The organism is Pedobacter frigoris (assembly GCF_005116445.1).
Classification (GTDB): domain Bacteria; phylum Bacteroidota; class Bacteroidia; order Sphingobacteriales; family Sphingobacteriaceae; genus Pedobacter; species Pedobacter frigoris.
This window is the reverse complement of sequence record NZ_SWBQ01000001.1, coordinates 422,472-436,021: the sequence shown is the minus strand read 5'-3', so window position 1 is coordinate 436,021 and position 13,550 is coordinate 422,472. Positions and strand designations below refer to the sequence as shown.

Annotated in this window: 12 protein-coding genes and 1 pseudogene; 1 reads left to right on the top strand and 12 read right to left on the bottom strand. The window is 43.1% G+C overall.

What is annotated here, in order from left to right:
- Positions 1–3 precede the first annotated feature (3 nt).
- The 3 genes and pseudogenes from cobA to FA047_RS01830 all read right to left on the bottom strand — a co-directional run bounded on the left by cobA (position 4) and on the right by FA047_RS01830 (position 3,658).
- The gene (gene cobA / locus FA047_RS01840) at positions 4–789 is read right to left on the bottom strand and encodes a uroporphyrinogen-III C-methyltransferase (protein WP_136834282.1); all 786 of its coding nucleotides are present in this window, start codon (positions 787–789) and stop codon (positions 4–6) included.
- The gene (locus FA047_RS01835; RefSeq protein ID WP_136834281.1) at positions 789–2,873 is read right to left on the bottom strand and encodes a HEPN domain-containing protein; all 2,085 of its coding nucleotides are present in this window, start codon (positions 2,871–2,873) and stop codon (positions 789–791) included. Before FA047_RS01835 ends, cobA begins: the two co-directional genes overlap by 1 nt.
- A gap of 270 nt (positions 2,874–3,143) precedes the next feature.
- A pseudogene (locus FA047_RS01830) lies at positions 3,144–3,658 on the bottom strand (DUF3472 domain-containing protein).
- 156 nt (positions 3,659–3,814) lie between these two features.
- Between FA047_RS01830 and FA047_RS01820 the strand changes: the two are divergent.
- A complete protein-coding gene (locus tag FA047_RS01820) occupies positions 3,815–4,183 on the top strand; it encodes an RNA recognition motif domain-containing protein (RefSeq protein WP_136834278.1) in 369 nt (122 codons plus the stop codon).
- A 9-nt stretch (positions 4,184–4,192) separates the two neighbouring features.
- Here FA047_RS01820 and FA047_RS01815 read toward each other — a convergent pair whose 3' ends face one another.
- From FA047_RS01815 to FA047_RS01775, 9 genes are all read right to left on the bottom strand, one after another.
- Positions 4,193–5,149: an HTTM domain-containing protein gene (locus FA047_RS01815; protein ID WP_136834277.1), complete on the bottom strand. Its 957-nt coding sequence runs from the start codon at positions 5,147–5,149 to the stop codon at positions 4,193–4,195.
- A gap of 23 nt (positions 5,150–5,172) precedes the next feature.
- Positions 5,173–5,646, bottom strand: a complete 474-nt coding sequence (locus FA047_RS01810) for a hypothetical protein (RefSeq protein ID WP_136834276.1) — start codon at positions 5,644–5,646, stop codon at positions 5,173–5,175.
- A 55-nt stretch (positions 5,647–5,701) separates the two neighbouring features.
- Positions 5,702–6,094, bottom strand: coding sequence for a hypothetical protein (locus FA047_RS01805; protein WP_136834275.1), 393 nt, complete (start codon positions 6,092–6,094; stop codon positions 5,702–5,704).
- A 90-nt stretch (positions 6,095–6,184) separates the two neighbouring features.
- A complete protein-coding gene (locus tag FA047_RS01800) occupies positions 6,185–8,944 on the bottom strand; it encodes a CHAT domain-containing protein (RefSeq protein ID WP_136834274.1) in 2,760 nt (919 codons plus the stop codon).
- Between the two features lie 7 nt (positions 8,945–8,951).
- Entirely contained in the window at positions 8,952–10,322 is a 1,371-nt protein-coding gene (locus FA047_RS01795; protein ID WP_136834273.1) for a S8 family serine peptidase, read from the bottom strand.
- A 38-nt stretch (positions 10,323–10,360) separates the two neighbouring features.
- Positions 10,361–11,095: a hypothetical protein gene (locus tag FA047_RS01790; RefSeq protein ID WP_136834272.1), complete on the bottom strand. Its 735-nt coding sequence runs from the start codon at positions 11,093–11,095 to the stop codon at positions 10,361–10,363.
- Entirely contained in the window at positions 11,092–11,673 is a 582-nt protein-coding gene (locus FA047_RS01785) for an RNA polymerase sigma factor (protein ID WP_136834271.1), read from the bottom strand. Before FA047_RS01785 ends, FA047_RS01790 begins: the two co-directional genes overlap by 4 nt.
- 144 nt (positions 11,674–11,817) lie before the next feature.
- Positions 11,818–12,924: a Fic family protein gene (locus FA047_RS01780; RefSeq protein ID WP_136834270.1), complete on the bottom strand. Its 1,107-nt coding sequence runs from the start codon at positions 12,922–12,924 to the stop codon at positions 11,818–11,820.
- Between the two features lie 116 nt (positions 12,925–13,040).
- Positions 13,041–13,457, bottom strand: a complete 417-nt coding sequence (locus FA047_RS01775) for a hypothetical protein (RefSeq protein WP_136834269.1) — start codon at positions 13,455–13,457, stop codon at positions 13,041–13,043.
- Positions 13,458–13,550: the final 93 nt, after the last annotated feature.

Sequence of the window (13,550 nt, the reverse complement as noted above, 5' to 3'; positions counted from 1 at the left end):
TACTTATAATTCTTCCTTTAGAGCTTCGTAAAAATCCCTGATCGGCTGGAACGAAGGATGCAGGGAAACCACTTCACCAAAGACCAATAGTGCCGGAGCTTTGACCCCTTTCTCTTCTACCAGTTCAACTATAGTGTCTACAACTCCGATAGCGAGTTTCTCATTTTCCGTAGATCCACTTTGAATCGCTGCTACAGGCAACCTGTTTTTACCTTCGTTCTGGAAAAGTTTTACTATTTCCTTTAGTTTACCTAACCCCATCAACACCACTACGGTTGCTTTTGATCTCGCTGCCTCATAAAGATCGTTGGAAATCATTCCAGACGAAGTGGTACCAGTTACGACCCAAAAGCTTTCACTTAAACCCCGGTGCGTAACTGGGATTTGCTGTAAACCAGGTACAGAGATTGAACTAGACAAGCCAGGAACTACCGTTACAGGAATGCTGTATCCCGCTGCATAGTCCAGCTCCTCGTATCCCCTTCCGAATACAAATGGATCGCCTCCTTTTAAACGGACAACGTGACCGTAGTTGAGGGCATAATCGACCATCAGTTTATTGATGGTATCCTGACCGTAAGAATGCTCACCCGATCTTTTCCCCACATATACTTTGATCGCATTTGGTCCGGCGTAATCCAGTACACTTTCGTTTACCAAAGCATCGTACAACACCACATCTGCATCTTTAAGTGCATTTACAGCTTTCAGTGTAATGAGTTCAGGATCACCAGGGCCAGCGCCTACCAATGTGATCTTTGGTTCCTTTATATTTTTTTGACTAATCATTACAAGCCTCCTCTTTTAGCATTAATTTGACTGATGAAGTCATTTACAGATGCCAGATAAGCAGTTGCAAATTTCTCAGTTGGTTCATTTTTGTTGATCTGCAGTACCTCATCATTGAAAGACTGGTTCAATACGATTTCTCCTGTCTGCACATAATGGGTATCGAATTCTCTGATCACTCCGATTTGAGTACTGCTATTTACACCTTTATCCAGCAAGAGTGCTTTTGCTGCACTCACATATACTGCATAGCTATGGTAAATGGCATCAGACCAGGCTTTAGCTTCGTAAGAAGCATTGGCCCATTCCAGTTTCTCCACCGCTTCAAGTAGTAGTGTTGAAACCAGATCGATCACTACACCGGCACATTCGCCCACACCAATAGCGGTAACAAATGTTTCCTCATGACCCCAATCCACATACTCTTCATCTTTCAATGTTGTAAGGTCAGCCAACGGCTTCAGCAACTGGTAGAAATAATCCTTACCCTGTCTGTCATAGTATCCATGGAAACTCTCCTCACTTTCCGAATTGCCGGCATAGTCGTTCAAGACCGTCCTGAGTACATCTGTAGCACGCTTAGATGGGGCTTTGATCACTCTTTCTGCTACTCTTCCTTCACCATCTCCGATGGTTCCACCACCAAGCATTACCTGTACAGCCGGTACTACTTTACCATTCGCTTTCAGCGAACTGCCGTGAAAACCGATGTGTGCAAGACCGTGCTGTCCGCATGAATTCATACATCCGCTGATCTTTATCTTGATGTCTTTTTCGTAAACCAGTTCAGGATACTCTTCATACACCAGTTCCTCCAGCGCAACAGAGAGCGACATAGAATTGGAAATGCCAAGATTACAGGTATCCGTTCCAGGGCAGGTAGTTACATCTGCCACACTATCAAAACCTGGTTTGGCAAAACCGAGCTCTTTTAACGCTACGTATAAACCTGGCAATGCTTCTTCCCTCGCAAATTTCAGCATCAGGCCCTGATTTTGGGTGACACGTATTTCATCCGCTACATAGGGACTGATGGCCGCAACAAGTTGACGTGCCTGATCTGTAGGAATATCACCTTTAGTTACTTTGATATATACAGAGAAAAAACCTTCCTGTTTTTGAGGAACTATGTTCGTAGCTCTCCAGTGTTTATAGTCCAGCGTATCCACTACATCCAGTACGGGATAATCTATCAGTGCCGGTGCTTCAGGTTGAGGTACTGCATCGCGGTCTATTTTGAATGACTTTACTTTGTTCGCGATACGCTCTTCTTCGATCAGCCTCAATACTTCTTCCAATCCCAGTTTTTGCACCAAATACTTCAAACGGGCTTTATTGCGGTTGGTACGCTCGCCATAGCGGTCGAACACCCTAAGCATTGCCTCTGCATAAGGAATGATCTGATCTTCATGCAAAAATTCATGTACCAGGTTTGCCAGAAATGGCTGAGCACCGAGTCCGCCACCTAACAACACTTTAAATCCGCGTTCACCCTGCTCATTGATCTTAGGAATGAAGCCAAGATCATGGATATAGCTAAAAGCAGTATCCCGCTCGTCAGAAGAGAAAGAGAATTTGATCTTTCTACCCATCTCCTGGCAAATCGGGTTGCGCAGGAAATAAAGGAAAAAGGCATGTGCGTAAGGAGATACATCAAAAAGCTCGTTAGGATTGATACCCGCATCCGGAGATGAGGTAACATTTCTTACGGTATTTCCGCAGGCTTCACGAATGGTTACATCATCCTGCTCCAATTCTTCCCAAAGTTCTGGCGTCCGGTCCAGGCTTACATAATGTATCTGAATATCCTGACGGGTGGTCAGGTGCAGGTTGCGGCTGGCATATTTATCAGAAACGTCAGAAATGCGGAGAATCTGCTTAAAAGTAACCTTTCCGAAAGGTAGCTTAATTCGAATCATCTGCACACCCGGCTGTCGCTGACCATAAATACCACGCGCTAAACGCAGACTTCTGAATTTCTCATCATGGATTTTTCCTTCGCGAAAAGCTCTGATCTTTTTTTCAAGATCAATGATGTCTTTCTCGACTACAGGATTCTCTAACTCTGTCCTAAAACTTTGCATGTCAAATTGTTTGTTTAAAAAAAAACTTCTCTGTCTGGGAGACTGGAGAAGTTCGTATATCTAATCTCAACAGCCCACGATATTACCCGTACATGCAGTGCATGATCACGTAATTAAGGCTATTGATTGTTTTGTTCATGAAGCAAATATATAAAGTATAGGGGAATAGTAGTATATATTATTTCAGAATATCTGTAAACAACTGTAATACAGTGATATATTTTACATTAGAAATACAAATGGCACTTGATCATGGGCGCCATTTGTATTTTATTGAGAAGATTTGGGAGAATTAACCAGCGTCTTTTCTAATGCCTTCAGGTCAACTCTAGGTATTTTGCCTTTTGCTTTTACCATTACTGTTCCGGGATTAATGGTTTTCTCGTATCCTCCGGATGACATGTAGAAATGATCGCTATGATCCGGAGAAATACCACCAGCATAGTCGCTCCTACCCTCGGGAACACCATCTGTATGTGTCAGTTTTGCCTGATCTAAAAATTTCCAGTCGCCATTAACTTCCTTTCCAAACATATTATAGTATTCGGCTTTGCGCAGCAACTGTCCGTTTCCATTGCCAAAATTCTCAATAAAAGAATAGAATCCGTCAAAATACCTGTTTTCCAATTGTACTTTCTATAAGACTGCCCGCCCGTTCCCTCATTTCCAAAACTATTAGCCTGCACTTCAGTGCCCTTAGTCGCGAGTCTCACCAGGTCCTCCTCAAAGCTGGCGGACGGATTTCCAAAGAAATCATCAGCTTTCCGGGCGGAAAGAGGTTTCATTTCCTTGATCCGGCGGGAAATGAATTGGCAATCTGGTCTAGCTAACCTTTATATTATAGCTGGCTCATGTAAAAAAAAGGATATATAAGATAGATTGGCTATCCCATTACTCAAAACCCAATTAAAACCTTAAATTTGGGGTATTAGATTATTTTCATGATAAAATTATTTGTGGTGGGATACCCACTAGACATTGAGGATGTCGAACTGATTGAGTTGTTCAGTATCCAGGGGATGATACATAGTATACATTTATTGACCGACAAAGTAACCCATAAGCATAAAGGTTATGGGTTTATCGAAATGGTAGATCAGGCAGGTGCAGACAGGGCTATAGCAAACCTTAACGGGATGGTGATGAAGGGACGAAAACTTACTGTAAAACTTGCAGACGAGGATCGCGAGAAAAAACCTAAGGCCTTTAAATCAAATCACTTTCCAGCTCAGGACCGACAGGCAAGTCAAAACACTGAAGAAGGATTCAAAAGTAAACGGCCAAGAAAATTGATTTCAGAGGGGAAGTAAACTCAAAAATCAATTAACTTTCCCGGGTAGATAAATAGTTAAGGCGGTTGGCTTGGGTGAAAATCTTTGAAATTTGGTTATTTTCATTTTTATGGCACAATAAACAGATCCAAACACTCCTCCGAAAGCACTCAGGTCAAACACGATCATGATCCAGGCAAACAACTGCAGACCCATAACTGCACCTATAAAAACGTGCATTAATATGACGCTAAGCAGGATTAATACCCTGACTCTACCCCATTTGATCCATATCAGGACAGGAAACAGCATTTCCACAAACAAGGTAGTCCAGGAGAAAATGGCAGACACACCCGGGCGACTGATCAGGTCTTTAAAAAAATCTGTGAACATGGAATAAAACTGCGGCTGGTTGATCGCACTCCAGATGGCGGTACCATCCATCCATTGTTGCCCGCCAAACTTTGCCACACCCGCGGTGAAGTAAACGATGCACAAATGAAGCTGCAGCACATTAAAACAAATGTTCATGTATGCCAGATCTATAGGCTTTTTGGAGCTGTGTATCAAATTATCAAGAGACCAGACACGACCTATCGGAAACAATAAGCTATAAAACAACAAGGTGAATAGGAAACCGTCAAACCCAAAAGTCAGCAAACTATAACCATTAAAAACCAGCAGATGAATAAACAGACAAATTGCGACATTGATCCTGGTTTTTAAACCGATCAGCAGGCAAAATGCTGAAAAACCAAACAGCAGGTAGAGCGCAGAAAGAAAGTTGTGTTCATTACTAATTCCCAGAAAATCGATGAATTTTGGAAGGGATATGATGTAAGATACCTGCAGTGGTCTGGATACAAAATCCTGAATGATCCCGGTCTTGCTGTAGAGCAAATCCAGTTGATCAAACTCTGAATAAATTTTAAACAGTATCGTAAGTGCCACACCTATCCTTAAGGCGGCAAACTGTAAGGGCGAATTGGAGGTTAATGCTTTCATAACAAAAGTTTTAAGGCAAATAATTATTGTAGCTTGTAAGTTCCGTTATATACTTCCCGGAAAATGCTTGTTTTTTGGTAAAGGCGGTAATCTTTCATCAAGGGGGGAACGTATTCTCCGATAGAGATGAAAGCTACTCCCGTGCCTGGCCGGTTGGCGAAAACGTGTGAGGCAATCATCCTCGAAGTAAGCTCGTAGGCCTTTTGGTTTCTAAAAGTATGGATGACTGCGGATAGCCGGGAGTCGAACAGGTTTTTTCCTATACCATAGGCATCCTGTCTCAAATGCTTTTTACCATCCAGCGTGTAGGCCTTTACCACGGTCTGGTTTCCCACATTTGGAGAAAAGAAACTGTAACCAAAACCTCCTCCCGTGTACGATGCGTACCGCAACAAAAAAGCTTCTGCCAGCTTGTTATGCTGTTTGATCAATCCTGATCCCAGCAGCACAATCAACAGATGCAGGGCAAAGAAAGATTTTATCAAGGTGTATTTCATGGCTTTAAAATAAAGGAGCAGGCGTTTACCTGCTCCTGGTCATCAGAATATTTCCTTACAGTCCCCTGCCGCGCACTGCCGACAGTTTTACGGATTTGAATGATTGCTTGCTCAGATTGGTATTCAATTTCGAGATGATTGAATTTTGCAAGTCTTTACCATTGGTAATGATCTTTTGGATCACGATCACATCAGACGCATTAAAACCGCCTCCTGCACCTACTGTGGCTCCTCCCACTTTACCAATAGATGAAAGCGGAGCAGTACCATAATTTACAGTCAGGCGATAAGTCGAAGGATCAGCACCTTTTAAAGATTCCACGATTTTGTTGACTTCAGCTTCTGAAGTTGTGTTTACGATCAAAGCTTTTGCAGTTTGAGCTTTAGAAGCAGTTGCGCCAAATAATAAAAGACCTGCGCACAATGTTGGGATGAATAACTTTTTCATGTTGTTGTTTTTAAAGGTTTAAATAATTAAAGTTTATTGTCATGACTTACTACATTAGTCGTGACTACCTAAAAAAGGGAAACAACATTTTTAACTTTTTTTATTTTTCAGCAATAACGCCCCTGCCAGCATCAGAATACCACCAGCTGTAATCCACAAAAACAGACTAAAACCGGCTTCATATTCAATAGCATCCGTATCCCCTATTACTATAGTCGCAGCCCAGAAATACGGCATCACATGCAATCCATCTTCATCATCCAGCAGTGCCAGTTTTGCCTTGTTCAAGGCCACATCCTTTGTCATCCCTTCCTGCAGGCACTTATAAAAAGATTCAGTAATCCTGTAGGTCACCTGATCGTCAATCTGCCAGAGGTTAGTTACGCTTGCAGGCACGCCGGCGATCATAAAGCCTCTGGCCATGCTAAATATACCTTCACCACTAGCATTCCGCCCTACTCCAGTATTACATGCAGAAAGCACTACCAATTCGGTGTTTGTAAATTTCAACTGCTGAATAACTGATAATTTTACCGTGCCATCAGCAAGGTACAATACCGGTTCCTTTGCCAGACTATCAGCATCTGCATGCGCATAAATTTGCAAGAGCTGGTGTCGGGTGGCCTGCTGCAAAAAAGCTTCCCGTGACGCATCAGCACCTTTTAATAACAGCGCCTGCTTAAAACCAGACGCTATCCTTTCCAGTGAATGATCTGAACCTGTCAAGGCAGATAAACCGCCACCATACTGCAGCGGCGCGACACCTAAAAACGAGGTTTCCGTAGGGTAGCTCTGGTGCTTTTTCATCACCGTACGCATTGCATGCACATAGCTAAAAGCATATTGTTTTGCTAAAAAGCTCTCCCGGTTCCCAGCATCGGTAAGCAGGGCTTCAAAAGGTATAAACTGTTCATCCGGCGATAGGATGACCCTGCCTCTTTCAACACCCAGAGGCTTGAAAAGTCTTCGATATAATTTATTCGCCAGTAAAGCGTATCTGCTATAATTTTGGTTGAGCAAAGACCGATTGGAACACAGGTTCAGCAATTCCCGGGTGTCTTTTTCGTAATCAGGATACCTGATCTTCAGCAGCTTTTGCTGTGAACCGGAAAGCACTAAAGTATAAATACAGTCAGCTCCCGTAAAATACTCTACCAATACCTGCTGTTCTTTCTTCAATCTAGCCCTGAGACTACTGTGAGGAAAAACCTTACGGTCAAATTTATGTTGATAGTAAGCCGGATACTGCTGTTCCAGTTTTCTAATATACCGCTCCCATTGATCCTGCGCAGCACGCCAGTCTGCTTTTAACCTTGAATATTCCGTCGCTTCCTGTGGAGCGGCAAGTAGCTTTTGTCCAAGTATAAAGGCATTTATACGTAATTGTTTTTCTTTTTGACGGTCTTTCTTGGAAAGCTGATTTTCTGCCAGGGTTTCACTCAACCTGTCATTTAATAATGCTGCCCGGCTCTTTTCAAAAAAATAGTAAGCCTTTTCTACATCCTTCAGGGCGAAGCACACTTCGATGCATTCCTCATACAGGTCCCTTGTTTTTTTACGCCAGACCAACTTACTTTCCTCAGCGTGTTGCTTCCATCGCATCATATCGAGCGCTTCATCTGCCAGTTCATAGGTAGCCAGAGAAAGTTTCAGGTCTGTTTTATCCCCACTCTGACGATAGCGCTGCAGTAATGCATTTGCTTTGTTAGCGATCATCGTAGTCACAAAATAATCGTTGGAAACCAGCTTGAGCATATTCGAATTCAGGTTTCGATTCAACGAAATATCCTTAAATCCCAAAGGCAATGTGATCAATGCCTTTTGATAATAAGACAAAGCCTTACTGTAGTTTTTCTGGTAACCATACACCACGCCCATATTGGAATATAAGGCTGCCATCTGGTACTGATCTTCCGCCTCCCGGGCGAGCTTAAATCCTCTGTTGTAACATTCGAGGGCCTTATCATATTCCTTCAGTTCATCCGCATATACACTGCCCATATCCAGCAGATCCCTGGCGCACTGTTCAAAATTTTCATTAGTGGCATTTAAATCGTACGCTTTTTGATAGTAAGAAATGGCAGATTTCGGATTTCCCTTTTTACCGAGCAAATCAGCATATACAGAATAACTGGTTGCCAGGTGTACAGGGTCATTACCCGACTGCTCAAGCATGGCGATCGCTGTTGTGATACTGGATTCTGCTTCGGAAAACAACGACAACTCTGCGGCCGCTTGTGCCTTTTGTGCAAGCAACGGCGCCTTGGCATCAAGGTTTCCTACTTCTCCGGCCAGGTAAATCCCTTCGTTCGCTATTTCTATACTTTTCTGATAATCCCCTGTCTGGTACCAGGCATAAGACTTCTGCTCAAAAGCCATAAAAACAATGAAATACTTATCGGGGAACTGACTTCCTGAAGCAATGCACCTGTCGAAGTAATCCTGGGATTCTTTTAACAGGTTCAACCGCTTATAGAATATCCCAAGGTTAAAATAGCTGTTGGCCAGGAAGGATGGATCGGTGTTTTTTCTACCTGAAGTATTGACCTGCACGGCTTCCTTAGTAAAAAATATGGCCTTTACCAGGTCATCTGTTTTGCCGTACAAATCTCCCATCCTATGGGCCATTTGCGCATAGCCGAAGCCCCTGACGGGATGGCATTTCAGGTATTTCTGATGTAATGCCTGTAGCAAGCTTAGCTTTTTGTGATTGCTGAGCCCGGAATTTCCATGAATGCCGTTTACTTTATTTACTACCGCCGAGTCGGACAAACATTGAGTGTAGCCCTGTAAGCCATACAGCAAAGCAAACAACAGTAAAACTGCTGAGCGAAAAAATAATCTTTGCATGGCTTGCTTATTTTACACAAGCACCATTTCTGATGTGCTTTTTGGCAAGCACTAAATTTTCCTCAAGAACATGGGTTCCTGAACCTGCAACAGCCAAGCTGCCCAGGCATGCAATGAAATCTGCCTTTTTGATATTTGGCACATAAAAGCTTTTTGGACAATGTGCCCCGATAATCCCGCTGGCTATGGCCGTAGCAAAGGAAGATCCGCTGATCAAAGCCGGATCCGCACCATCAAAAGGAACGGCAAACTTCATCCCTTCACGCAGCACCTGATCGGCCACTACACCAAGATCCACATATTTATTGCTGTAATTCTGCGTGGCGCTTACCGTACGCTCATCGGTGGTAGTTACCGTGATTACGCTATTGGCCGCGGTGCTCAAGTTAGCAGGATAGAAATTATGAATGGCTAGATTGCGTAGCTGATCTTCAGTCAACGTAATTCCATGCTCTGCCTGGTAAATTTGTTTGGCAATTTCGTCCTCTGCCGGACTTTGATTGCCTGCTGCCGTGACAAAGAGGATGCCTTTTTTTCGCAATACGCCGGTAATCAGCGTTTTAAGATAAGGCACAGGAATTTCATAGTAATAATAGAATCCCCAGCTCGCATTGATGATATGAGCACCCTTGGCTATTGCAAAATTAATGGCACAGAGTATCCCAAAAAGATCACCCACCCCATCCTTGTCATGCGTTTTCAGCGGCATGATCTTTACCGTATTATTTTCAGCGCCTGCAAACTGGTTGATGATATACTGGCTGACGATACTGCCATGCCTATTGGGATTGTCATCCCTGTAATTACTGGTATTGTCAATAAAATTCCAGCCTTCATGCACTTCAGCATAGCACTTTGCCCCCGTTGTGGTGTCAGTCTGTTTCCACAGATACTGAGGATCGACTAGCGCAGTGTCTACACCCGTATCTAATACGGCTACGATAATTTCATCTTTTTTGCCGGACGAAGGATTTTGCAAATGCTTGTTTTCACCTTGAAATCCTCTCTGCGCATCAGCCGGAACCGAATTGGTAAAGTTCAGGGAATAAGACTCGCCCACGGTCGTAGATGATGGTCCCGACCCGGCTTTTAAAGAATCCTTGCTGATCCGGGAATGAATTCCTTTGGCAGACCACAGTTGCACAGGGATATCACAATTGCCACAGGAAAGCATCTTGATCGTCTCTATGGCAATGCCGTCTTTCTTAAAAGATTCCTTAACCGTCCGGATATCATTTTCCGTTGGTTTCCTTTTGAAAAAGACCAGGATCTGATCTTTACGGTAAGTTCTGGTGAGTAATTTTTCCAGTTTTTCGCTCCGCGCGCTTAATCTAACCGCAGCGGGGTTGCGTTTTGGTGAAAGTTTGTTGGTATACATAGGGATTTTTTGATTTCATAAGATAGATTTTGAGGTGATCAGAGCTTGTCCAGCCATGCTTTGGCCTCTTTACTTCCAGCCAAGTCTTTTGAAACAACCTGTTCCAGGTTGATTTTTGCTTGCTCATGGCTTTCTTTATCGCCCTTATTCAAGAGGGCTATTGATTTGTAAAACAAACCGGGATTGGTATATAAATCCATTTTAGACAGCTCATCAAACGCTGCTATGGCTTTATCATACTCGCCCGTAATCAGATAGGTAATACCCAGGTTTTTTACAGCTTCAGCCCGAAATGTATTGTCATTTGTCAGGGTTTCGAAAATGCTGATTGCTGTAGGATAGTCTTTTTTATTGAAAGCAGCGATTCCCTGCTGCAATTGGTCACTAGCACCCATGGTTACACCGAGGTTGTTAAAATTGGCGGCGATATAATCTCGCGCCATTACTTTTGAATCCGGGCTTCTGAAGAAAATCAGCCAGGCTGCTACCAGGGCCAGACAAGCGGCGGCGGCATACAGCGACAGTTTTCTGATCAATGGATAGTTTTGTTTTTCCTGAGGCTTTTCAGCAGCTAAGACATCCTCATAAAGCTGTGCAAAACGCGCTTTCTTATGCTGCGCGAGTTCCAGCTTCAGCGCATCTTTGATCATGATATATTGCGCAACCTGCTCTGCAAGGACTTCATCTTTGGCACACCTTTCCTCAAATGCTTTTTTAGCATCCTCAGACAATTCCCCATCAAAATATTGCGCTATATACTCCAGATCTGTCATCTTTTATTAATTTTCAATAATGTTCTTAATTTTTCCATACACCTCAACCTGCTGGTTTTTACCACCTCTGCTGAATTGTATTCCGTCATACCAGCTATTTCCTTATCGCTGTAACCATCTTCAAAAAACAACAGCAATTGCTTGCATTTCCCCCCTACTTCCATCAGCATTTTGGTCAGGCGGCTATAGTCATCTTTTGCTATGATCTGCTGAACAGCATTTCTGGCAGCATCCGGCAATTCATACACCAGACTGTCCAGTGGAATACCATATTCGGCCTTTCGCTTATTAGTCGTTTCTTTTCGTAAAAGGTCAACACATTTGTTGGAAAATATCTGGTACGCGTAGGACTTGAGTGCCGAGCGGCCTTCAAACTTTCGGTTAACTATCTGATGGATGAGGCTGATGATGGTATCCGAATATGCACTGGCGGCATCTTCGGTGCTGATTTTGTATTTTTTAGTGCCGTGGGCGATGAGGTAAAAATAGGCCTTGTACAGATCTCGTTCAGAAATCTGTCTTTGTGACCCGCCTCGCTTCAACCCTTCAATAATCTCATTATCAGAATGTAGCATCATCTAAAAATCGACTGTAGCACTTTGCTTACAATAATAATGATTATTTCTGATCTTGTATGTGATTTTTAATACGGAGACTTATCCTAAGTCTGAGATTTTGCTATGATCCTCTCTCCTTCCTAAGGAGAAACGGGGCATTTTAAATTAAGAAACCGTAATCTGATACCGTACAGACCTGCCAAGCCCCTCTTGCAACAGCACACCAATTTCATGCAGATACTGCAAATCCCTGGTCGCAGTCGCCTTGGATATCTTTGCCATCCGCATATACTTTGCCGCAGTCATCCCTCCTTCAAAGCCATCCGCCCCACTTGCAAGCATTTTATTGATCACCTTCAACTGACGTTCATTCAATTGTGATTTATAACGGTCAAAAAAGAAGGCTTTTTTTAAAGTAAACTGTACCATAGTTTTTGCATCAATTTGAGCTTCCAGGATAACTGATGCAAAATAGATCATCCACTCCGTGATTTCTAAACCAGCCTGTGCCTTTTTGAGTTCAGCATAATACCGTTTCCTGTCTTTTTCTATCGCTTTCGATAAGCTGAGCATGACTGGCCTGCCGAGAGAACAGGAAAGTGCCTTTTCTGCGATCGCACGGCCAATACGTCCGTTACCATCTTCAAAAGGATGTATAGACTCAAAATAAAGATGAGAAACGGCAGCCCGGAGCACTGCTTCAGCAACATCTCCACCAATCCCGAATTCAACGCTGTTGAACCAATCCACAAAGCGGAGCATTTCGTTTTCTACCTGACTGGAAGGAGGAGCTTCATAATGTATCGTCTCTTTGCCGTATGCACCTGAAATTACCTGCATAGGCTCGGCGCCTGTCCTCCACTCGCCAGCATTGATTTGCTTCGCGTTCTCCATCAGCAATTCATGCCAATATTTAAGCGTGATTATACTCAGTGGTTCCTGGAAACTTTTGCGCACATCTACCATCAGACGACCAATACCTGCGGCCTGCTGATCTTTGACCAGAACGGGACTCTCATTAAGACCAAGGTTATTCCTGATCGAAGACATGACATCTTCCCTGCTGAGATATTCCCCTTCAATTTCCGAAGTTTTAATCGCTTCAGACAGCATGAGTTGCAATAAGTTTTCCAATCGCATTTCCTCAGGCAAGGCCTGGATAATACCGTTAACCTCCCCCGTTTCCTTTGCGAAATTCACAATTAATGGCTGAACTTCGTCTAAGTTATAGATAAAGTCAGGCCATCTCTGTAACTGCCAATTGTAACTCATGAGCCGATTATTCTAATTATTCGGCTCAAATATAAGCAAATTATGAGCCGATTAGCGAATTTAATCGGCTCACCACAATTCCCCTACCAAATTGCCTGAAAGGATTTCCCGTTAAACTAATCGAAAGCAATTTGACTAGGACCTGAAACTTTTTCCATTTGGCAGGCACATTTACCGCCTTTTACTTTTACTATTGCAGATTTGGTCTGATTGGTCTCTACAGATGTGCCTGTAACTCTCAAATCATCACCCGCTTCAGACAACTTTCCTATATAACTACCATCGACCAATACGAAGGAGCCTTTCACATATTTCGAACTGGTATAATGAGCATTAATTTGTTCTCCCGTCCGCTGGTTCACGACAGTGTAGTCTTTTACATCCGCGGCCAGCCCTTTATTGTCTACAAATTTTATGAACACCGAGCCAATCGAGATATACGGGCAAAAATTATTACAGTCGGTGTTATTTCTGTCTTTTCTACAACCCAGCAACGCGCCGGCCATAAGTAATAAAAGCGCAATTCTTTTCATGGTTTATAGGTTTTTAAAGAAAACGCTAATATCTGTTAAAACGCTACAATTTAAACCAATAAAAAACTCAACTACAATTTAAACCGAAATGGC